General features: G+C 62.4%; 19 protein-coding genes. 5 read left to right on the plus strand and 14 right to left on the minus strand.

The window, feature by feature from the left end; all coding sequences use genetic code 11:
• Positions 1–1,416, plus strand: a complete 1,416-nt coding sequence (locus OKC41_RS00635) for an FAD-dependent oxidoreductase (protein WP_270671581.1) — start codon at positions 1–3, stop codon at positions 1,414–1,416.
• Positions 1,417–1,503: 87 nt separating this feature from the next.
• Here OKC41_RS00635 and OKC41_RS00640 read toward each other — a convergent pair whose 3' ends face one another.
• From OKC41_RS00640 to OKC41_RS00660, 5 genes are all read right to left on the minus strand, one after another.
• The gene (locus tag OKC41_RS00640; protein WP_042014664.1) at positions 1,504–2,265 is read right to left on the minus strand and encodes an amino acid ABC transporter ATP-binding protein; all 762 of its coding nucleotides are present in this window, start codon (positions 2,263–2,265) and stop codon (positions 1,504–1,506) included.
• Positions 2,262–2,918: an amino acid ABC transporter permease gene (locus tag OKC41_RS00645; RefSeq protein WP_174217478.1), complete on the minus strand. Its 657-nt coding sequence runs from the start codon at positions 2,916–2,918 to the stop codon at positions 2,262–2,264. The genes OKC41_RS00640 and OKC41_RS00645 overlap by 4 nt, the downstream gene beginning before the upstream one ends.
• A 57-nt stretch (positions 2,919–2,975) precedes the next feature.
• A complete protein-coding gene (locus tag OKC41_RS00650) occupies positions 2,976–3,749 on the minus strand; it encodes an amino acid ABC transporter substrate-binding protein (protein WP_270671582.1) in 774 nt (257 codons plus the stop codon).
• Positions 3,750–4,188: 439 nt separating this feature from the next.
• Entirely contained in the window at positions 4,189–4,413 is a 225-nt protein-coding gene (locus OKC41_RS00655; protein ID WP_270671583.1) for a hypothetical protein, read from the minus strand.
• Between the two features lie 24 nt (positions 4,414–4,437).
• Complete coding sequence (locus OKC41_RS00660) at positions 4,438–5,016, minus strand: O-methyltransferase (RefSeq protein WP_202016455.1); 579 nt, start codon at positions 5,014–5,016, stop codon at positions 4,438–4,440.
• 61 nt (positions 5,017–5,077) lie between these two features.
• Here OKC41_RS00660 and OKC41_RS00665 point away from each other — a divergent pair, with 61 nt between their 5' ends.
• Positions 5,078–5,272 (plus strand): hypothetical protein, encoded by a 195-nt coding sequence (locus OKC41_RS00665; RefSeq protein ID WP_183150034.1) that lies wholly within the window; start codon positions 5,078–5,080, stop codon positions 5,270–5,272.
• Here the strand turns inward: OKC41_RS00665 and OKC41_RS00670 are convergent.
• From OKC41_RS00670 to OKC41_RS00690, 5 genes are all read right to left on the minus strand, one after another.
• Positions 5,269–5,700 (minus strand): hypothetical protein, encoded by a 432-nt coding sequence (locus OKC41_RS00670; RefSeq protein WP_029314737.1) that lies wholly within the window; start codon positions 5,698–5,700, stop codon positions 5,269–5,271. The two genes, OKC41_RS00665 and OKC41_RS00670, sit on opposite strands and share 4 nt — an antisense overlap.
• Before the next feature lie 44 nt (positions 5,701–5,744).
• Entirely contained in the window at positions 5,745–6,785 is a 1,041-nt protein-coding gene (locus OKC41_RS00675; protein ID WP_270671584.1) for a M35 family metallo-endopeptidase, read from the minus strand.
• Between the two features lie 254 nt (positions 6,786–7,039).
• Entirely contained in the window at positions 7,040–7,675 is a 636-nt protein-coding gene (locus tag OKC41_RS00680; RefSeq protein WP_270671585.1) for a DUF2913 family protein, read from the minus strand.
• Positions 7,676–7,790: 115 nt separating this feature from the next.
• A complete protein-coding gene (locus OKC41_RS00685) occupies positions 7,791–9,086 on the minus strand; it encodes a DEAD/DEAH box helicase (RefSeq protein WP_010675179.1) in 1,296 nt (431 codons plus the stop codon).
• 245 nt (positions 9,087–9,331) lie between these two features.
• A complete protein-coding gene (locus OKC41_RS00690; protein ID WP_039040377.1) occupies positions 9,332–9,982 on the minus strand; it encodes a DedA family protein in 651 nt (216 codons plus the stop codon).
• Between the two features lie 331 nt (positions 9,983–10,313).
• Between OKC41_RS00690 and OKC41_RS00695 the strand changes: the two genes are divergently transcribed.
• The 3 genes from OKC41_RS00695 (at position 10,314) to OKC41_RS00705 (ending at position 13,009) form a co-directional block, all read left to right on the plus strand.
• Positions 10,314–11,282, plus strand: a complete 969-nt coding sequence (locus tag OKC41_RS00695) for an autotransporter domain-containing protein (RefSeq protein ID WP_128313826.1) — start codon at positions 10,314–10,316, stop codon at positions 11,280–11,282.
• Positions 11,283–11,499: 217 nt separating this feature from the next.
• A complete protein-coding gene (locus tag OKC41_RS00700; RefSeq protein WP_052816477.1) occupies positions 11,500–12,132 on the plus strand; it encodes a topoisomerase DNA-binding C4 zinc finger domain-containing protein in 633 nt (210 codons plus the stop codon).
• A gap of 25 nt (positions 12,133–12,157) precedes the next feature.
• Positions 12,158–13,009, plus strand: a complete 852-nt coding sequence (locus OKC41_RS00705) for a nuclease-related domain-containing protein (protein WP_270671586.1) — start codon at positions 12,158–12,160, stop codon at positions 13,007–13,009.
• Between the two features lie 69 nt (positions 13,010–13,078).
• Here OKC41_RS00705 and OKC41_RS00710 read toward each other — a convergent pair whose 3' ends face one another.
• From OKC41_RS00710 to carB, 4 genes are all read right to left on the minus strand, one after another.
• Positions 13,079–14,242, minus strand: a complete 1,164-nt coding sequence (locus OKC41_RS00710; protein ID WP_270671587.1) for a DUF1615 domain-containing protein — start codon at positions 14,240–14,242, stop codon at positions 13,079–13,081.
• Between the two features lie 145 nt (positions 14,243–14,387).
• Positions 14,388–15,293 (minus strand): GGDEF domain-containing protein, encoded by a 906-nt coding sequence (locus OKC41_RS00715; RefSeq protein ID WP_050485241.1) that lies wholly within the window; start codon positions 15,291–15,293, stop codon positions 14,388–14,390.
• Between the two features lie 243 nt (positions 15,294–15,536).
• Positions 15,537–17,195 (minus strand): 2-isopropylmalate synthase, encoded by a 1,659-nt coding sequence (leuA, locus tag OKC41_RS00720; protein WP_048207940.1) that lies wholly within the window; start codon positions 17,193–17,195, stop codon positions 15,537–15,539.
• A 503-nt stretch (positions 17,196–17,698) separates the two neighbouring features.
• A complete protein-coding gene (gene carB, locus OKC41_RS00725) occupies positions 17,699–20,923 on the minus strand; it encodes a carbamoyl-phosphate synthase large subunit (protein WP_182936117.1) in 3,225 nt (1,074 codons plus the stop codon).
• Between the last annotated feature and the right edge of the window lie 8 nt (positions 20,924–20,931).

Genomic DNA, 20,931 nt, shown 5'->3' on the forward strand with positions numbered 1-20,931 from the left:
ATGAGCCAGAACGTATTCCAGTTTATCGATGTCCAGCGGGTCGACCCGCCCAAGAAGCCGCTCAAGATCCGCAAGATCCAGTTCGTGGAGATCTACGAGCCCTTCAACCAGGCCCAGGTCGGCATGCAGGCGGATCGCTGCCTCGACTGCGGCAACCCCTATTGCGAGTGGAAGTGCCCGGTACACAACTACATCCCCAACTGGCTGAAGCTGGCCAACGAGGGACGCATTCTGGAGGCGGTGGAACTCTCCCACCAGACCAACAGCCTGCCGGAGGTATGTGGCCGCGTTTGCCCGCAAGACAGACTGTGTGAGGGTGCCTGCACCCTCAACGACAGATTCGGCGCCGTGACCATCGGCAACATCGAAAAATACATCACCGACAAGGCGTTCGAGATGGGCTGGCGCCCGGATCTCTCCAAGGTGGTCAAGACCGGCAAGCGGGTCGCCGTCATTGGCGCGGGCCCCGCGGGCCTTGCCTGTGCCGACGTGCTGGCACGCAATGGCGTCACCCCTGTGGTGTTCGACAAGTACCCGGAGATCGGCGGCCTGCTCACCTTCGGTATCCCCTCCTTCAAGCTGGAGAAAGAGGTGATGCAACGCCGCCGCGAGATCTTCGAGGGGATGGGGGTGGAGTTTCGCCTCGAGACCGAAGTGGGCCGTGACGTCACCTTCGCCGACCTGCTCGGCGAGTTCGATGCGGTCTTCCTCGGGGTCGGCACCTACAAGTACATGAAGGGCGGCTTTGCCAACGAAGAGGCGCCGGGGGTCTACGACGCCCTGCCCTACCTCATCTCCAACGCCAATCGCTTGCTGGGCTTTGAGAAGGCGCAAGCCGATTACATCGACTTCGCCGGCAAGCAGGTAGTGGTGCTGGGGGGCGGCGATACCGCCATGGACTGCGTGCGCACCGCCATCCGCCAGGGGGCCGATCGGGTGATCTGCGCCTACCGCCGGGATGCCGAGAACATGCCGGGCTCCAAGCGGGAGGTGAAAAACGCCCAGGAGGAAGGGGTGGAATTTATGTTCAACCTCCAGCCCATCGGCGTGGAGCTGGACGCCCACGGCCGCACCTGCGGCATCAAGGTGGTGAGCACCGAGCTCGGCGCCCCCGATGCCAATGGCCGCCGCAATCCTGTGGTCATTGAAGGCTCCGAGCAGGTGCTGCCCGCCGATGCGGTGGTGATGGCGTTCGGCTTCCAGCCCAACCCCCAGCCCTGGATGGCAGAGCACGGCGTCGAGCTCGACGGCCGGGATCGCATCAAGGCGCCCGAGAAGGCCGAGTACGCCTTCCAGACCAGCAACCCCAAGGTGTTCGCCGGTGGTGACGCGGTGCGCGGCTCGGATCTGGTGGTGACCGCCGTTTACGAGGGTCGCAAGGCGGCCGAAGGGATCATGGACTACCTGGCCGTGTGATCTGCTGTCGCAACCACGCTGTCATGCAAACAGCCCCGCTCGTGCGGGGCTGTTTTTTTTATCTCGCTCTCAATCCGCCAGAACCGGCTAGATACTCCAGCTCTCCGGCAGCCGTTCGGTGAGGGTGGAGATGTATTCGAAGGTACGTGCCCGCTTGGGGGTGGTGAACATCTCGCGCGCACTGCCCGCCTCCACCACCTCCCCGGCCTCCAGGAAGATCACCTGCTGCGCAATCTGGGCTGCAAGGCGCAAGTCATGGGTGGCGATCAGCATGGTGGTCCCCTCACTGGCCAGCTGGCGCAGCACGGTCACCACCTCCTGGGCAAGCTCGGGATCCAGCGCCGAGGTAGGCTCGTCACAGAGCAGCACCTTGGGGGATGGCGCCAGCGCCCGGGCAATGGCGACCCGCTGCTGCTGACCGCCGGAGAGGGTGGCAGGCACCGCCTCGGCCTTGTGCCTGAGCCCCACCTTGTCGAGCAGTTGCAGGGCGCGCGCCACTGCCCTCTCCCTGGGCCACTTCAACACGGTCACCAACCCTTCCATCACGTTCTCCAGCACCGTCATGTGCGGGAACAGCTGGAAATTCTGGAACACCATGCCGGTCTGCTGGCGCAGGGCCAGCACGCTTTGCCGTGACAGATGCCGGGTAAAGTCGAGCTCGCTGCCCCCCAGCACCAGCTGGCCTGCATCGGGTCGCTCCAGCAGGTTCACGCAGCGCAGCAGTGTACTCTTGCCGCTGCCGGAGGGACCGATCAGGGCGGTGACGCTGCCCGCGGCCATCGCCAGCCCCACCCCTTTCAACACGCGCTGCCCCGCAAACTGTTTCTCGATGCCACTCAAGCGGATCATAGGGCGACCTCCCGGGTCTCTTTGTGAGCCAGTCGCTGCTCCAGCCTGTCTTGCAGGGTGGAGAGCACCGAGCTGAACATCAGGTAGATGAGGGCCGTCTCGATATAGAGGATGAGCGGCTCATAGGTGACGGAGGCGAGCCGCTGGGCCGCCTGAAACAGCTCGGGCACGGTCACCGCCGCCGCCAGCGACGTGTCTTTGACCAGGGAGATGAAGGTGTTGGAGAGCGGTGGCACCGCGATGCGCGCCGCCTGCGGCAGGATCACCCGCCACATGACCTGGGGCCAGTTCATGCCGATGGAGTAGGCCGCCTCCCACTGCCCCTTGGGGATGGCCGCCAGGGTGGCACGAATGATCTCCGAGCTGTAGGCACCGATGTTGAGGGTGAAACCGATGACGGCGGCGGTGAAGGCGTCCAGCACGATGCCGGCGCTCGGCAGACCGTAAAAGATCAGAAACAGCTGCACCAGCAGGGGCGTGCCCCGAATAAGCCAGACATAGAAGCGGACCAGCATCACCAGCGGGGCCGGACCATATAATCTGGCCAGCGCCACCGACAAGCCGAGCACGATTCCCAGCACGAAGGTAATCAGAGTGAGTGGCACGGTAAAAATAAGCCCCGCACTGAGCAGGGGCCAAAAAGAGTCGATCATTAACTGCAACCAGGCCGGCACGTTAATATCCTCAGTTGTTATTATGTTGCCACGATATTATTGCGAGACGTCGGTGCCGAAATATTTCTGCGATATTTTCTGATATGCGCCATCCTGCTTGGCATTGCGCAGCGCCTGATTGATGGCAGCCAGCAACTCGGGTTGCCCCTTGGCGAGCAGGGCGGCAGATTGATCCCCCTTGGCCTCGCTGGCCGCCACCTTCAATTTGGCGTCTGGCTTCTGTTTCTTGAAGTCGAGGAAAGAGAGGCTGTCGTTGATGGTGGCATCCACCCGCCCGGCCAGCACCAGTTCGAGTGACTGGTTGAATCCCTCGGTGGCTACCACCTCGGCGCCCGATGATTTCGCCAGCTGGGCGAAGTTGCTGGTCAGGGACTGGGAGGATTTCTTGCCCTTCAGATCGGCAAAACTCTTGATGCTTTGGTTGTCGCTGTGCACCACGATCACCGCCTTGGAGATGATGTAGGGGTCTGAAAAATCATATTTTTTCAGCCGTTCAGGGGTGATGGCCACTTCGTTGAGCACCAGGTCGTAGCGCTTGGCGTCCACCCCGGCGATGAGCCCGTCCCACTTACCCTCGACGAACTGCGGCTTCACGCCCAGACCGCTTGCAATCAGCTCGCCTATCTCCACGTCAAAGCCCACCAGCTTGCCGCTCTTGTCGTGGTAGGTGAAGGGAGGATAGGTCCCTTCGGTGCCGATCTTGATCACTCCAGCCCGCTGGATCTCGGCCAGGCTTGACTGTGCCTGTACCGATGTCATCAGTGCCAGCGGAAGTGCCGCCATTAAAAACAGGGAGTGCCGTTTTTTCATTATTCACCTCGTTATATTTATGAACATCCAGAGCGCTTGCCAACCACCACAAAATAAAACCAGCCGGTTATCATGTTTAATTTAAATTAATTATCGGCAGAGATAACCTTCATAGTGCTTGCTGGCGGTATGGATGAAACATAACGTGGCTCATGGCATGACCCAACCATGAAATACGGGGATATTTAGCGAAATAATGGATAACGAATAAATAATGGCCGGGCTAGCCGAGGAATTGCCCCGCTGGCGGCGCTCCGTCAGCGGAAACCATATCAGGCGGGTTGCAGCTCCCGCGGGATGGCAGTGGCCCAATCACGACATAACGTATCAATCGGGCCAAAATTCAGTCTGATGGCAAATGGGATTGCCACGCACCACGTGGAGGGCAAAGGCGCGATGGCGCGCACCTTGACGTCACCGTCGGTGATCACCCCTTCGGTCACCACCTCCCGCCCTGCTCCGGCAGGCGGACGATGTCGATATTCCAGGGCTCGGCCGCCGGGTAGCGCCGATGGACCTCGACGAAGTTGACCCGCCCCTCGCGCCGCCCCCCCGACGTTGGCCAGTCACAGAGAAAGTCATCGCTCAGCCACCTGGGGGTCTTGACGAAATCGTTGCTTTGCATGGCCTGCCAGTAGGCCTCCACAACTGCTTTTGGTTCCATGGTCTTGTTTTCCATGCCTTTCCCCTACAACCGCACCACCAGCCACTCCCCCTTGCCCACCGGCACCAGGGAAGTCAGGAAATCGGGGTCACGCCGCACCTGTGCCATCCACTCCCTCATCTCGTCTTCATGGGAGATGGCATTGTCCACCACCAGCAGGCCACGAGGGGCAAGCAGGCGCTGGATCTCGGGCCACCAGGCCTGGTAGTGGCGGCGATCGGAGTCCAGAAAAATGAGCTGATAGCCCGCCGTCGGCAGGCAGGGCAACAGGCTGCCGGCCTCCCCCGCCAACTGCTCAATCCAGGGAGTGAGCCCGGCCCGCTCAAAGTTGGTCGCCGCCATGGTCCGTTTGCCCTCGTCCAGCTCGATGGTGGTGACCCGGCCCCCCAGCCGTTTCACTGCCTCGGCCAGCCAGAGGGTGGAGTAACCGTTGGAGGTGCCGATCTCCAGCACAGCCTGCGCCCCCCTCGTCTGCACCAGCATCGCCAGCAGTTCGCCGGTATCGCGGGTAATGTTGAGCATCTTGCTGCCACGAGAGTGTTGCGCTCCGTCATTCTGCTCGCCAAAGCGCTCCAGCTCCCGTTTCAGTTGTTCCAGTGCCATGTCCCCTCCTTGACGGTGTAAACGAGTCGGCCCGGTGCATGGCATGGCTGGACCGCCCCTCATGTTCATCATTTTGCTATCGACCCACTCGGTGGCCCATCCCCTGTATCATCCGGATAAAGACGATACCCTGGATGACCATGTGATCACGCTGGTGCACTGCTGCTGGCGGGAAAGCCAATCGTCACGCGGTCTGGCGGTGGCCCCCCGCGCCGTCGGGCTGCTGGATACCAAGGGCAAGCCGCAGATCGCCTAGGGGGCCACCCGGGTAAAGTCGACGGCGGGGCAGCTGGGCGCCACGCCCTTGGTCAGCGTCAGGGGCTGGGCACGATAGCTGAGCCGGTAGCGGCCCGGTTGGGACAGATCGTAGGCCTGCGCCAGATCCGCATCGGCCTGGCTCTGCTCCCCTGCCCCCAGGTGCAGGAAGTCGCCGTCCCCGGGGGTACCTCGCTTGGCAAGCGGCCCTCGATAGTCCAGCGGCTGCCCATCGCGGGTCAGGTCGATGGCATCGGCAAACCACCCCTCGAAGGGGGTGAACCAGGTCAATACCTCGAGGGGCGTCTCCCCCCGGTTGGTCAGGGTCATCACCAGGGGCAGGGGTTCGTTCACCCCGCTCTCTGCGCTGACCGACAGCTCGCACTGCAAGGGCGCCAGTGCCAGGGTGGTGAGCAAGAGTGTCATCATGGTGCCTCCGTCAAAAAAGGGGCCATCCGGCCCCTGTTTGCAACTCAATTTTCGCTCGGAGTATTCTCGGCGAAATATTCGTGGTTGTCGGCATTGTTCAGGGCCTTCTGGGGATCCGTGCTCGCCAGATTGCGCGCATTGGCCTGACCGTATCCCAGATCGTCGGTGCCCGCCACCACGTTGAAGTGGCTCAGCTCGTGGACAATGGTGCCGGCGCGGGAATCGGTCCCGGTGACCGGCGCAGTCCAGAAGCTCTTGCACAGATAGACCTTGTAGGGCTGGTCCGGATAGACATAGGCAAAGTAGCTCTGCTTGCAACCGCAGTCGAAGGTGAGCGGCTTGTTGTCGATGGCATCCTTGATCTTGCTGAAGTTGGTCTCGGCCTGGTTCCAGCGGGTGGCGTCATAGGCGCCAAACCAGCTGCGGTAGCGCTGCCCATTCGGCTTGTCCACCGCGAGGTAGCTGCTGGAGTTGTTGGCGATGCCACTCGCGGCATCGAGCGCCGCCAGGATGTCGCTCTTCTGGGTGTTGGTGCAACGGCCGCTGAAGCTGACCGAGGCGCTCACCGCCTGGGGCTCGGCCACCTCAGCCTTGGCCAGTACCCGATCGTCGCTCACCCCGTCCACCCAGAGGGTCACGGCATTGGACTCGCTCGCCTGGGCCTGTTTGGCCTTGGCCGCTTTCCCCTCCTGCGCCACGGTCGGCAGCAGGTAACGGATGCTGTACTGGCCCTGGGCGTTCATGTCGTAGAGACCGGAGACCTCCGCCTGCACTGTCAGGCTCTGGCCCGCCTTGAGCAGCTGGTAGTCCTTGTCACTCGGGGCGGCCCGCTTGATCAGGGCCCCTTCGTAATCCACCGGCTGGCCGTCACGCTCTACCTGGAACAGGGGAGCATCCTCGCTGCCCGGCAGTTGCCATTTGAGCAGACGAACCGGCTTCTCCCCGGTGTTGGTCAGGGTCAGGTTGACGCGCACATCGTCTGTGCTGCCCTCCACCAGGGTGAGCCGGGCATCGAGTCCGGCGGCGCAGAGCGGGGACGCCAGCACGCCGGCCAGCAACAGGGCAATTGGAGTCGCTTTCATCATGTTTCCTCATTCATTGAGTGTCGCCTTGTCAGGCGGTCTGCTTCCTTTAAGGCCCTCTTTGGGGCCCATCCACCCTAGAGCAGAAGCACCACCCCACCATCCCTCCATATGGGGGACGCCCCCCATCAGAGGGGGAGCCCCTTGGCTGCGACAAAGATTGCCCGCCCGGCCCTGGGCGTGCAGGCAACCCCGTGGGGTGCATTTGCCATAAAAAAACCCGGCGCAGGGCCGGGTGACGGGATGAGAAGGCGGGATCAGGAGGACAGCAGCGCCAGGGCAGGCTGCGCGTTGCCCGGCATCAGCCGATAGGCCTTGTGGTGCTTGACCAGGGTGGTTTTCTTGTTGCCCTGGCTCAGCAGCAGGCCCCGGGCAAATGCCGCCTCGGCCAGTACCTGCTCGTCCCCGCGCACATAGAGGGTGAGGGGCTTGACCAGCTCACCTCCCTCGATATGGCCCTGATACTCGCTGGCAGAGATGATCAGGCTGGATTGCCCCTGGCTCAGCAGCCGCTGCCGGGTGTTCAGTTCGCTGTCGGTGAACACCAGCCAGCCCGCCCCCTCCAGCGCCAAAAGCAGATCGGCCAGGCGCGTCCCCAGCTGTACCGGCTCATGCATGGCGCGCTCATACTGGCGCTGCACCCGCTCAAGCAGCCCCTTGAGATCGGCCCCCGCCCCCAGCGTCCGCCCCAGTTGCACCCAGGTCTTGAGATCCTCCATCACCAGCCGGGAGAAGCGTTTCTCCTTGAGAGAATCCGCCATCCAGGTACAGAGAAAGTGGCTCTCCTGGGCGGGGGTGCGTTTGCCCGTCTTCTGGGCGGCGGTGCGCTCCAGCTCCGCCAGGCTCTGGCGGGCCATCTCGAGCAGGGCCTGATTGTAAGCAGGAAGGGTCATCTCGGATCCTCTGAAACGGGGCGGCCAAGGGGCCGCGTCATCGACAGCACAAAGGCGCCAGTGGCGCCTTTGGAGAGTAAACGCCCCTCCCCGACCGGGAGGGTGCGACGTTGCCTTATTTCGGCTGACGGGGCTTCTTGGCCGCCGCCAGACGCTTGAGGCGCTGGCCTTGCAGTTTCGCCTCGGCCATGGCCTGGGCGGCGGCATTGTCTTCACGCTGCGGGCGCTTGCCGAAGCGGCGGCGCTCCTGCAACTGCTTGATGAGGTCGTCACGGCTGCTCACCTCGTAACCCGGCACCATGATGCGGCGGATCTTCTGGCCGATGAGGGCCTCGATCTCCAGCAGGGTGCGCTCCTCCTCGCGACTGACGAAGGAGATGGCCATGCCGCTCTTGCCAGCGCGACCGGTTCGGCCGATACGGTGCACGTAATCTTCCGCGAGGAACGGCAGATCATAGTTGACCACGTATTCCAGGCTCGGAATGTCCAGGCCGCGGGCGGCCACCTCAGTGGCCACCAGCACCCGCAGCTTGCCTTCGGTGAATTCACGCAAGGCGCGGCGACGGCTCCCCTGGGCCTTGTCACCGTGCACCACGGCAGACTTGATGCCGTCGAGGTTGAGCTCCTCCACCAGTTCATCGCAGCTCTCGCGGGTGCTGGCAAACACCAGCACCTGCTGCCAGTTCTGCTTGCCGATAAGCTCGGAGAGCAGCTCGCGTTTGCGCTTCTGCTCCACCGGATAAACGGTGTGGCTCACGGTGTCGGCGGTGGAGTTCTGCTTGTCGACGGCCACCACCTGGGGTTTGTCCAGCATGAGGTTGGCCAGCTTTTTCACCGCCTCGGAGAAGGTGGCGGAGAAGAGCAGGTTCTGGCGGGTCTTGTTGACCGCCTGCAGGATCTGCTGCACATCGGCGCTAAAGCCCATGTCGAGGATGCGATCCGCCTCGTCCAGCACCAGGGTCTCGACCCCGGAGAGGCTCAGGTTGCAGGCGGTGAGGTGCTCGAGCAGACGGCCAGGGGTGGCCACTATGATGTGTGCGCCCGCTTTGAGCTTCTTGGCCTGCACATCCTGTTTGCCGCCACCCACGATGGTGAGGGTAGTGATATCAAGATACTTGGCAAAATCGTTGATATTGCTCGCCACCTGGGCTGCCAGCTCGCGGGTCGGGGTCAGGATCAGCACGCGGGCATTGGAAGGCTGCACCGGCGCCGGGTTGTCTACCAGACGTTGCAGGATGGGCAACGCAAAGGCGGCGGTCTTGCCGGTACCGGTCTGGGCACTGGCCAGCACATCGCGACCACGGCGAATGGCCGGGATGGCCTGGCTCTGCACAGGGGTCATCTCCTGATAACCGCAATCTGAGATGGCGCGCAAAATCTCGGGGGCAAAATCGAACGATTCAAATCTCATGTTGGGTTCCTGTGTTCCAGCGGAGCTGTAGTTGGCGTGGATGGCCTGGGCCGGCGTGTGGCCTGGCATCGGCGAGGCGTGGAGCCAAGGACGGCTGGGTCTGACATCAGATCAGAAGATGAGCCGGAAAATGGCGGGCGCGAAGTGTAACAGATAGGCGACAGGAATGCCGCCTCAAATGGCCTGTATTTTTCCGGGGGCTGCGCTCTCCAGACGCGGCAGCAGGCGCAGCCCGGGCAGTGAGATCAGCGCACCCGCTTGCTCGGACGCTTGAGCAGCCGCATGCCGATGGCCGCCACCGCGATGACGAACAACCCGAAAGAGGTGACAAGCAGGCACTTGGTCAGCAGCTCCTGATGATGGGCAAAGACCGGGGTCGCCATCACCATCTTGCCGGCCATGCTCAGCACCAGGGACCAGAGGAAGGCGCTGGCAAAACTCGCCACGGCCACCCGCAGCAGGTGCAGGCGGGAGACTCCCATCAACATGGGGGTCAACACTCTCACGAAGGGGATGAAACGGGAGACGAACATGGCCCAGAAGCCGTAACGATCCAGCAGTCGGGAGGCCCTGGGCAGGCTCCCTTCCGGGATCATTCGCTCCACATGGCCCATGAAACGGGTGCCATGCAGTGCCTGCCCCTGCCAGTAGGCGAGCACGCTCCCTATCCCGGCCGCGAGTGGCAGATAGAGCAAGGTCACCTCGGGTCCCAGCACCCCCATGCCCACCAGACCGCCCGCCAGCAGCACCAGGCTGTCACCGGGCAGGGGCAGAAAGACGAAGCTCGATTCAAGGAAGAGGATCACCACCAGACAGGTGACGAGCAGACCGATTGCCTGCATTTGTATAAGCTGATCAAAATCCTGATGCCATATGGCAAGCAGCATGTCCTGCATCTGGTGTGACTCCCATCAACGTAATGCGCATTCGTCATGATGACCCGAAGGCCCCGTCTGGTAATCCATCCCTGCTACCACCCCAATGTTCGTATGGGAGGCCTCTTATACACCCGGGGAACTGAACAATAAATTAATGTCTGTGATTTCTGCCCAGCGGTTCACCCTTCTCGCGGCCCCCTGCCCCCGCCAAAGCGAGGGCAGCTTGGCCCATCAGGCCAATGCGCCCCCCCAAAACAGGACGGGTCGGCCCTTGCCAAGCTGCCAAGCCAGATGAAACCCGTTACAGTGTGAACATGCCCCGATGGACGGGGTACTCATGGAGCCAGGTATGGCAAGACAGCTCTCTTCTCACACACTTTCCTTGCTGGCGGTGCTTGCCGGCGTCTCTGCCGGTCTTGTGACAAAGGCCCGTGCCAGCGACGAGAGCCTGGTGCAACAGCGCGCCAACGCCGTCGTCTCCCTGATGAGCTACGCCGTGGTGCCGGATATCACCGCCAGCAACCTGGATATCGGCAGCGGCACCAACGACACCTCCGCCCTCACCATCACCCAGCTCGGGGGTGGCGCCACCCTGAGCGAGGATGTTCCCCTCTATCTGGAGGGCACCCTGGGTTACAGCCGCTACGATCCCCAGTTTGTGTTCACCGATGGCAACGAGACCCGCACCATACCCACCAAATGGAACAGCCTGAGCGCCACCGGCGGCATCGGCTGGGATATCGGCGTCCACCGGGATCGCTTTGGTGGCAATCTGGTGCTGCGGCCCATCGCCAATGTCACCCTGGGCACGGTGGCCAGCGACCTTCGCATCGGGGCCGCCCTGCTCGAGCACAGGAGCGGCCAGAATCTGGACTTCCTCGACGGCGGCACCCTCAATGTCTATGGCCTCGGCGGCTCATTGATGCTGGACTATGAACTCTTCTCCGCCGCCCAGGACATCGATGCCGAGCTGCGCTACTCCTACCAGCATCTGCAAAGCTTCACCGGCACCGCCGAGAGCGTCAGCGGTCAGGCCGATGCGGAAAACCTCGGGCTTTACCTGCGCCGCCGCGCCCCCCTGTGGCACTGGACCCTGCTGGACAGGCCCCTTCGCTACGTGCTGGAAGGGGCCAGAACCGAATACCTGGGGCAGCAACGGGGGCTGCTCGGTTTCAACAGCCTCAACTCCCTGGGACTTGGCCTCGAACTCGACAGCAGCAAGTACGACATCTTCATCACCCGCACCCGGCTGGTGGCCCGCTATATGTTCAGCAACAGTACCAGCGGCTACTCCATCGGACTGGCGATGAGTTTCTAGCGCAGCAAGGCGACATGAACCGTCCCCATCACCAAATCTCTGACTGAACGCACATTTGACTCCATTACCGCTATGAGGTCCCACCTGTATCTCCTAGCATGGGGATACGGACGGTGGGTGAAGACGTGAAGCAGAACCACGCCGGGGATTGTGGTCAGGCTGACTACCTACTGTTGAGCAGAGAACACATGACATTTCCAGGGACAGGGAGCTTGTTATGGCCAAATTTCTGAATACCAGCGCAACCAACTATTTCCTCGAAGAGCTGATAAAGGATGCCAAGGAGCGGTTAATCCTGATCAGCCCCTTTCTCAAACTCAATGACAGGATCAAGGAGCTGCTGACCGACAAGAACCGGCTCAAGATCGATGTGCGGATCGTCTATGGCAAGAGCGAACTCCAACCGGAAGAGATCAGCTGGCTCAAGGAGCTCACCTATATCCGCACCAGCTTTTGCAAAAATCTCCATGCCAAGTGCTACCTCAATGAGGAGATGTGCATTGTCACCAGCCTGAACCTCTACGAATTCAGCCAGGTGAACAACAACGAGATGGGGGTGTTGATCCGGCGGGCGGATGACAGTGAGCTGTACCGCGATGCCTACGATGAAGCCCAGCGCATTATTCGGGTGAGCGAGGAGGTGCGCATCACGTTGGAGCGCGTCGCAAGCGACAGTGACCCGCAGGACAACGTGGCCGCCCATGCAGGTACAGCACCGGTTTGTCCAAAATGCGGCACAACCATGGTACTGAGGACCAGCAAACGGGGAGATACCAAGGGCAACAGCTTCTGGGGCTGCCCCGAATACCCCAAGTGTCGCAGCATCATCCCCATCGAGACCCATCCCTGACCGGGATCTGTGAAGGCTAAATCACATGGATATCACTGCTGCCATAGCGCCGCTGCTGACTCAGCTCTGGTTTTTCCTGCCACTGCTGTTGATTGCCACCCTGCTCAAAACGGCCTGGTTCAAAGGGATGGTCGGGGAGTGGTTTATCAATCTCTGTATTCGGCTCTTTCTCGACAAGCGGGAATATCGCCTGCTCAAGGACGTGACCCTGCCCACCCCCCAGGGCAGCACCCAGATCGATCACGTGATCGTCTCCCGCTTCGGGGTATTCGTGATTGAGACCAAGAACATGAAGGGCTGGATATTCGGCAACCCGACCCAGAAAAGCTGGACCCAGCAGATCTATCGCCGCAAGCACCACTTTCAAAATCCGCTGCATCAGAACCACCTGCACATGATGACCCTCAAATCCCTGCTGGGGCTCTCAGACAACCAGCTTCACTCCGTCATCTTCTTTATCGGTGACTGCACCTTCAAGACCCCTATGCCGCAGAACGTGATGAACCGCGGGCTCATTCGCTACGTCAAGGGTATAACCACGCCGGTATTGGCCGAGAACGAGGTCGCTCACGTTGTCGACACCATTCAACAAGGGCGACTTGCCGCCAACTGGCAGACTCACAGACAGCATGTGGCACAGCTCAAGGCCCGCCACGGGGAAGCCCCCACCAAGCCTGCGCCAGCCAGCGTGCCGAGCGCTCACCACCCTGCACCGCCAACGGCCATTTATCCGGCAAACCTCCAGAGCCCCATGTGCCCCAGATGTGGCAACCCCATGGTGCTGCGCACTGCCGGTCGAGGTGACAACAAGGGAAAACCGTTCTGGGGATGCCATGAATTCCCCACATGCAGGGGGACCAGAGCGCTGATGAAGTAGATGGGAAGGCTGAACGACGGAGGCATAAAACAAAGGCGGCCAATTGGCCGCCTTTGTTATTTCAGCAAATCAGCGGATCGTTGCCATCTTCTGCACGCAGCGCTGCTCGCGCTCATCCACCCGCTTGGCAAACCAGGCGGTGGTGAGGTTGCGGGTGATCTTGGGGCTCTTTAGCTGGATACCGGGCAAGATGGCGCGGGGTTGCCGTGTCCCGGCCTGTTTGTCGGCCAGGGCGAAGACCCTGTGGTAGAGATCGCTTTTGGCAAAGTCGCTGGTCTCCCCGAGCTTCAGGCTCTGGTGAATGGCCTGCTTGCTCATGTTGACGCGGCTGGCGATGCTGTGCACTGCGAGCTCGGTCTTGCCGGGCAAATCCGAGTCGTAGCGGATGAGATCCCCGTCCAGGGCCAGGGACTTGCCACTCACCCGGCTTACCGCCGCCTGGAAGGCCGCATTGCGGCTCGCGTACCAGCCCGCATTGAAGTCGGCGAAGCGATAGAGGGTATCCGGGTAGTCGGCGGGATAGCCGAAGATGTGTTTGGTGCCAAACCAGATGCCGCCCCGACGAGTGAACACCTCGTGGCGAATGGACTCCTTCACGGGATAGGGGTAGCCACGGGCGTTGGCTTCGGCAAAGGCGACGCTCACCTGCATGGGGCCGCCGGTGCGCACCGGGTTGAGGTTGCCAAAGAGCTGCTTGCCCATGGGGACGCTGCCTATCATGTCTTCGAAGATCTCGCTCATCTCCCGTTCGGTGCGAAGCTTGTCGATGCGCTCGGCATAGCTCTTGCCAGTGGGGGATTGGATGGAGAGGGCCGTGCGCACCATGAACTCGGGGATGAGCAGCTTGCCAGCCCGGGCATTGATCTCCTTCCAGGCAATCTTGTTGAGGTTGGGCACCACGGGGTCCGCCTGATAGGTCGCCTCCTGCTCCGCCACCGCCAGCACGCTGCAGACGTTGTGATCGCTCACCGTCAGCCCCTGGGTGGTGAGCGCCGTCACCACGTCATTGGCCCAGCCCGGCTTGTCCACCACGTTGCGCGGCAGGAAGCGCACGATGCGGCTCTTCATGTCGGCCGGTTTTTGCGGCTGCATCGCCTTGGGAATGGGGCGCCCCGCCGGCGTCGCCGGGCTGGTCGGGGCGGGAGGCTCGCTGGCACAACCCGACAGCAGGGCAAGGGTAAGCAGTGACAACCAGCGCCAATGGGCATGAAACAAAGAGTGAGAGGGGATCATGAAGGCTTCCTGAAGAGCGGGACCTGCCCCTCATCGTGAATGAGAGGGCTCGAATGCATGGAGGCGGACATTGTAGGGAACAAGTCTGACAAGATGAAGGCGGATGAACCTGCTGGCCCGCTGGCTGCGGCATTCCCTGGCGCCATCACGCCAGCTCCACCCGGTTGCGTCCCAGGTGCTTGGCCTGATAGAGGGCGAGATCAGTGCGCTGGAGCAGGGCATCCACTCCCTCCCCGCTCTGGCTGATGCCCAGGGCAAGGCTCACGGTGAATCTTACCCCGTCACCTGAGACCAGCTCTTCGGTCGCGCACCTTATCTGCTCCGCCAGCGCACGGGCTTTGTCGCCCGTCATGCCGGGCAGCCAGATGGCAAACTCCTCTCCCCCAAGGCGTGCCACCACCCCATCCAATGGGCAGAGCTGGCGCAGCAGGGTGCTGAATTCACGCAGTACGTTGTCGCCGATGGCGTGGCCATAGCGATCGTTGATCAGCTTGAAGTGATCGAGATCCAGCAGCAGGAGCGGCGTCCCCTCCTCTCCGTGCGCCTCCAGCACGGCGCGAAACGCCCGGCGATTGGAGAGCCCGGTCAGCTCGTCTGACATGGCGAGAGAGGAGAGCCGCATCTGGGTGCCATACATCTGCTGCACCATCAGCAGCACACCCCAGGCCGAGGCCAGCATGCCGATCGTGCGCAGGCTGTCTTCCACCGTGGAGAGCCACCAGGGCTGGAAATAGGCCTCATCCATCAGATCGATGACGCCGGAGACGAGCCAGAGGGTCAGCCCGCCGGTGAGGGAGAGATAGGTTTTCAAGGTGATCTGGGCACACTGCACCACCCAGAACATGAACAGCAGGGTCAGCACGTTGAGCGCTTCGGCCAGAGCCCCGACGGTATAGAGGTTGTGCTCCGCCAGGGGATCAAAACTGGCCCCGGCCAGGATCCCCGTCAGCAGCAGCAGACAGGGCAGGCTCACCAGCGCGAGACGACGGCAGGGAGGAAGCGAGAAGAACCGGGCGGGGTGAACGGATAACCTGAGGGGAGTCTTCATCATGTTTTGGGCTCCAAGCGCGCATGTCTTCTATCCCGAATGGCAGCCGTTGGCTGCCATCGCCAGCGAACCCCGACGGCATTCCTGGTGGCAAATCACTGATATTGTGGGCCGATTTTTCCATAAAAAACAATCCCCTCACCATATGGGTCAGGGGATTGTTGCAACAGGGACGGCGCGATCTGCCGTGAATCCGGGCGGGCGGCCCTTCCCTGCTCGCCCTCACGGCAAGCGGGCAGTGCAGCCTCAGGCGCTCTGGCGCAGGGCCTGATGCTGGGCGGCGCCGTTGATCACCGCCTGCAGGGAGGCGTTGACCACATCGCGACCGACGGCGACGCCACACATCCGGGTGCCCTCGACGCTCAGCAGCACATAGGCGGCGGCGCGGGATTCGGTGCCGGCGGTGAGCGCATGCTCGGAGTAATCCAGCACATCGATGTGCATGCCGGTCTGACGCTGCCAGCCGTTGACCAGGGCCGTGATGGCACCCTCCCCTTCACCGCACAATTGCAGGGTGCCGTGGGGGGTCTGCAACTCCAGGCGCAGCCTCTCCTGACTGTCATGACCGAGCTGGAAGCGCCCGATGCGATAGCCGTGGGCCGGCTCAAGATAGTGCTGCTCGAACAGGGTGCGGATCTGCTCCGGGCTGATTTCGCTGCTGCTCGCCTCAGCCTCGGCCTGCACCCGGCGGCTGAAGTCGATTTGCAGCCAGCGCGGCAGTTGCAGACCGAGGTCACGCTCCAGCAGATAGGTCACCCCTCCCTTGCCGGACTGGCTGTTGATGCGGATCACCGCCTCGTAGCTGCGACCGAGATCGGCAGGATCGATGGGCAGGTAAGCCACATCCCAGTAGTGATCCGGTTTTTCTGCCGCGAGAGACTTGCGGATGGCGTCCTGGTGGCTGCCGGAAAACGCCGTGTAGACCAGCTCGCCGGCATAGGGGTGGCGAGGGTGCAGGGCAATCTGGGTGCAGGCCCCCACGGTGGCGACGATGGCATCCATGTCGGACAGGTCCAGCTCGGGGTCAATCCCCTGGCTGTAGAGGTTCATGGCCATGGTGACGATGTCCATGTTGCCGGTGCGCTCCCCGTTGCCGAGCAGGGTGCCCTCGATGCGATCCGCCCCCGCCAGCACCGCCAGCTCGGCGGCGGCCACCCCGCAGCCTCTGTCGTTGTGGGTGTGGATGGAGATGCTCACCTCGGGTCGCGCCTTGAGGTGTCGGCAGAACCACTCCACCTGATCCGCAAACACGTTGGGGGTGCTCACCTCCACCGTGGCGGGGAGGTTCAGGATCATCGGGCGGGCAGCGGCGCGCCACTCGTCGATGACGGCGTCACACACCTCGACGGCGAACTCCACCTCGGTACTGCTGAAACTCTCCGGGGAATACTGGAAACTCCACTCGGTGCACGGATTGCGGGCCGCATACTCCCGCACCCAGCGCGCCCCCTGCACGGCGATGGCCTTGACCCCGTCCTTGCCTGAGTTGAACACATAGTTGCGCTGGGTCGGGTTGACCGAGTTGTAGACGTGGACGATGGCCCGCTTCGCCCCCTTGAGGGCCTCGAAAGTGCGGGCGATCAGATCTTCGCGCGCCTGCACCAGCACCTGGATGGTGACGTCATCGGGGATGAGGTTGCGCTCGATGAGTTCGCGCACAAAATCGAAGTCGGGCTGGGAGGCCGCCGGGAAGCCCACCTCGATGTGCTTGAAGCCGATGTGGGTCATCAGCGCCCACATTTGCAGCTTCTGGGCCACCGTCATGGGCTCGACCAGCGCCTGATTGCCATCGCGCAGGTCCACGGCGCACCAGAGCGGTGCCCGCTCCAGTACCCGGTTGGGCCACTGGCGATCCGCCAGGTTGATCACGGGGGCACGGCGGTATTTGCGATGATCGAAGCTCATATTCAGATTCCCTTGACGGATGGGCGAGGCGCCGGACGACCGGGCCGACAGGCGGGTGGGGCAAGGAGGGGAAGCGGGTTGGTGCGGTAACACCGTCCCTGACGAGTCGCGCGGCGGTAACCCCGCGACCGGTTTTCCTGCGGCCCCCGTCGGTCACCGGGGCCGGCCACGGCAGCCGGATCGGGCTGCGGGCGCTGATCCTCTCGCACGCCACCTTTCGGTGTGTCGGCGCAGACGACCTTGTTTGTATGAGCATCCAGTATAGGGAGGTCGTGGGGGCGAGAGATTGCGAAGATTGCACCATTTCATGTCAATTAAGCAGTATGGATGCAGTGAATACCCAATAACGGGGTGAATATCACCACCCCTGATGGATTATTCGCCATCTCACCCATCTTCCTTGCTGGCGCCCCCCCGGAAGTGGCAGGGCGCAGGCAATAAAAAACCCCGCCATCGCTGGCGGGGTTTGCGTGCATCGAGCGGGCAGTGTGCTGCCGGTGCTCTTAGCGGTTGTTCACCTTCTCATGCAGCTCCTGCACCGAGTTCACATTGGCGGTGGCATCGACACTGATGGCCATGCAGGTGGCGAAGGCCGCGTGCAGCGTGGTGGTGTAGGCCACCTTGTGCTGCAGGGCGCCACGGCGCAGCTGCTTGGAATCCTCGATGGCCTGACGACCCTCGGCGGTGTTGACGATGTAGGTGTACTCGCCATTCTTGATGCGATCCAGAATGTGCGGACGACCCTCGTGCACCTTGTTGACCAGACGCGGGTTGATGCTCGCCTCGCCCAAGGTCACGGCGGTGCCGTGGGTGGCGTCGAGGTCATAGCCCAGCTCCAGCAGCTTGGCGGCCAGGTTGACCACCCGTTCCTTGTCGCCGTGGCGAACGGACAAGAGGGCGCGACCTTCGCTCGGAACCTGGTGACCGGCACCCAGCTGCGCCTTGGCATAGGCCTCGGCGAAGCTGCTGCCTACCCCCATGACTTCACCGGTGGAGCGCATTTCCGGCCCCAGCAGCGGATCCACACCCGGGAACTTGGCGAACGGCAGTACCACTTCCTTCACCGAGTAGTAGGGCGGGATGATCTCGGTGGTGAAGCCCTGTTCTTTCAGGCTCTGACCGGCCATGACGCGGGCGGCGATCTTGGCCAGCGGGGCACCGGTGGCCTTGGAGACAAACGGCACGGTACGGGCGGCACGGGGGTTCACCTCGATGAGGTAGATCTCGTTGTCTTTCACCGCGAACTGCACGTTCATCAAGCCCACCACACCGAGTTCCAGCGCCAGCTTGCGCACCTGCTCGCGCATCTCGTCCTGGATGGACTTGGACAGGGTGTAGGGCGGCAGGGAGCAAGCGGAGTCACCGGAGTGGATACCGGCCTGTTCGATGTGCTCCATGATGCCGCCGATGACCACGTCAACGCCGTCGCAGATGGCGTCCACGTCCACCTCGGTGGCGTCGTCAAGGAAGCGGTCCAGCAGCACAGGCGACTCGTTGGAGACGCTCACTGCCTCGGCGAAGTAGCGGCGCAGGTCCTGCTCGTCATAGACGATTTCCATGGCGCGGCCACCCAGTACGTAGGAGGGGCGAACCACCAGCGGGTAGGTGATGCGCGTGGCCAGTTGCACGGCCTGCTCCAGGGCGGTGACAGTGCCGTTTTCCGGCTGCTTGAGCCCCAGGCGCTCGACGGCGGACTGGAAGCGCTCGCGATCTTCCGCGCGGTCGATGGCATCCGGGCTGGTCCCGATGACCGGCACGCCGTTGGCTTCCAATGCCCGCGCCAGTTTCAGCGGAGTCTGGCCGCCGTACTGGACGATGACGCCCTTGGGCTGCTCGACCCGCACGATTTCCAGCACGTCTTCCAGGGTCACAGGCTCGAAGTAGAGACGGTCCGAGGTGTCGTAGTCGGTGGAGACGGTTTCCGGGTTGCAGTTGACCATGATGGTCTCGTAACCGTCTTCGCGCAGGGCCAGGGCCGCGTGCACACAGCAGTAATCGAACTCGATGCCCTGACCGATACGGTTCGGGCCGCCACCGATGACCATGATCTTGTCGCGGTTGGTGGGGTTGGCCTCGCACTCCTCGTCGTAGCTGGAGTACATGTAGGCTGTGTTGGTGGCGAACTCGGCCGCGCAGGTATCGACCCGCTTGTAGACCGGGAAGATGTTGTGGCGGGCACGCAATTTACGCACTTCACCTTCGGCCACGCCGAGGATCTTGGCCAGACGGGCGTCGGCAAAGCCTTTGCGCTTGAGGGCGCGCAGGAAGTCGGCGTCGAGACCGGCCATGCCGCGCTCTTTCACCTGCTCTTCCAGCTTGACCAGCTCTTCAATCTGGACCAAGAACCAGGGGTCAATCTTGGTCAGCTTGAACACGCCGTCCATGGAGAGGCCGGCGCGGAAGGCGTCGGCGATGTAGAAGATGCGCTCGGCACCAGCATCCTGCAGCTCGTGACGGATGCGGGTCAGGGAGTCGGGGGCGTTCAGGTCAACCATGGGGTCGAAGCCGGTCTTGCCGGTCTCGAGACCACGCAGGGCCTTGTGCAGGGACTCCTGGAAGTTGCGGCCGATGGCCATCACTTCACCCACGGACTTCATCTGGGTGGTCAGACGGTCGTTGGCGCCGGCAAACTTCTCGAAGTTGAAGCGCGGTACCTTGGTGACCACGTAGTCGATGGCCGGCTCGAAGGAGGCCGGGGTGCGACCGCCGGTGATGTCGTTCATCAGCTCGTCCAGGGTGTAACCGATGGCGAGCTTGGCGGCGATCTTGGCGATGGGGAAGCCGGTCGCCTTGGAGGCCAGCGCAGAGGAGCGCGATACCCGCGGGTTCATCTCGATGATGACCATGCGGCCGTCTTTGGGGTTGATGCCGAACTGGACGTTGGAGCCGCCGGTCTCGACACCGATCTCGCGCAGCACCGCCATGGAAGCGTTGCGCATGATCTGGTACTCCTTGTCGGTCAGCGTTTGGGCTGGCGCGACCGTGATGGAGTCACCGGTGTGGATGCCCATGGGGTCGAAGTTTTCGATGGCGCAGACGATGATGCAGTTGTCGTTGCGATCCCGCACCACTTCCATCTCGTACTCTTTCCAGCCGATGAGCGACTCGTCGATGAGCAGCTCCTTGGTCGGGGAGAGATCCAGACCGCGCTCGCAGATCTCCACGAACTCTTCGGTGTTGTAGGCGATGCCGCCGCCCGAGCCACCCATGGTAAAGGAAGGACGGATGATGCAGGGGAAGCCTACCATCTGCTGCACGCCCCAGGCCTCTTCCATGTTGTGGGCGATGCCGGCACGGGGGCACTCGAGACCGATGCTGCGCATGGCCTTGTCAAAGCGGGAGCGATCTTCGGCCTTGTCGATGGCGTCGGCGGTGGCGCCGATCATCTCGACACCGAACTCCTTGAGCACGCCATGCTGCTCCAGCGCCAGGGCGCAGTTCAGCGCAGTCTGACCACCCATGGTGGGCAAGATGGCGTCCGGGCGCTCTTTCTTGATGATCTCGCGCACCACTTCCCAGGTGATGGGCTCGATGTAGGTGGCGTCGGCCATCTCCGGGTCGGTCATGATGGTGGCCGGGTTGGAGTTCACCAGGATGACGCGGTAGCCCTCTTCTTTCAGGGCCTTGCACGCCTGGGCGCCGGAGTAGTCGAATTCGCAGGCCTGACCGATGACGATGGGGCCGGCGCCGAGGATCAGGATGCTCTGTAGGTCGTTACGTTTTGGCATGGCTCTCT

The organism is Aeromonas sp. QDB17 (genome assembly GCF_027705305.1).
In the GTDB taxonomy this organism is placed as follows: domain Bacteria; phylum Pseudomonadota; class Gammaproteobacteria; order Enterobacterales; family Aeromonadaceae; genus Aeromonas; species Aeromonas caviae.

Coding starts and splice junctions, on each gene's coding strand:
- OKC41_RS00635 (WP_270671581.1), top strand. CDS start 1: ATGAGCCAGAACGTATTCCAGTTTATCGATGTCCAGCGGGTCGACCCG.
- OKC41_RS00640 (WP_042014664.1), bottom strand. CDS start 2,265: ATGATCCGCTTGAGTGGCATCGAGAAACAGTTTGCGGGGCAGCGCGTG.
- OKC41_RS00645 (WP_174217478.1), bottom strand. CDS start 2,918: ATGATCGACTCTTTTTGGCCCCTGCTCAGTGCGGGGCTTATTTTTACC.
- OKC41_RS00650 (WP_270671582.1), bottom strand. CDS start 3,749: ATGAAAAAACGGCACTCCCTGTTTTTAATGGCGGCACTTCCGCTGGCA.
- OKC41_RS00655 (WP_270671583.1), bottom strand. CDS start 4,413: ATGGAACCAAAAGCAGTTGTGGAGGCCTACTGGCAGGCCATGCAAAGC.
- OKC41_RS00660 (WP_202016455.1), bottom strand. CDS start 5,016: ATGGCACTGGAACAACTGAAACGGGAGCTGGAGCGCTTTGGCGAGCAG.
- OKC41_RS00665 (WP_183150034.1), top strand. CDS start 5,078: ATGTTCATCATTTTGCTATCGACCCACTCGGTGGCCCATCCCCTGTAT.
- OKC41_RS00670 (WP_029314737.1), bottom strand. CDS start 5,700: ATGATGACACTCTTGCTCACCACCCTGGCACTGGCGCCCTTGCAGTGC.
- OKC41_RS00675 (WP_270671584.1), bottom strand. CDS start 6,785: ATGATGAAAGCGACTCCAATTGCCCTGTTGCTGGCCGGCGTGCTGGCG.
- OKC41_RS00680 (WP_270671585.1), bottom strand. CDS start 7,675: ATGACCCTTCCTGCTTACAATCAGGCCCTGCTCGAGATGGCCCGCCAG.
- OKC41_RS00685 (WP_010675179.1), bottom strand. CDS start 9,086: ATGAGATTTGAATCGTTCGATTTTGCCCCCGAGATTTTGCGCGCCATC.
- OKC41_RS00690 (WP_039040377.1), bottom strand. CDS start 9,982: ATGCAGGACATGCTGCTTGCCATATGGCATCAGGATTTTGATCAGCTT.
- OKC41_RS00695 (WP_128313826.1), top strand. CDS start 10,314: ATGGCAAGACAGCTCTCTTCTCACACACTTTCCTTGCTGGCGGTGCTT.
- OKC41_RS00700 (WP_052816477.1), top strand. CDS start 11,500: ATGGCCAAATTTCTGAATACCAGCGCAACCAACTATTTCCTCGAAGAG.
- OKC41_RS00705 (WP_270671586.1), top strand. CDS start 12,158: ATGGATATCACTGCTGCCATAGCGCCGCTGCTGACTCAGCTCTGGTTT.
- OKC41_RS00710 (WP_270671587.1), bottom strand. CDS start 14,242: ATGATCCCCTCTCACTCTTTGTTTCATGCCCATTGGCGCTGGTTGTCA.
- OKC41_RS00715 (WP_050485241.1), bottom strand. CDS start 15,293: ATGATGAAGACTCCCCTCAGGTTATCCGTTCACCCCGCCCGGTTCTTC.
- leuA (WP_048207940.1), bottom strand. CDS start 17,195: ATGAGCTTCGATCATCGCAAATACCGCCGTGCCCCCGTGATCAACCTG.
- carB (WP_182936117.1), bottom strand. CDS start 20,923: ATGCCAAAACGTAACGACCTACAGAGCATCCTGATCCTCGGCGCCGGC.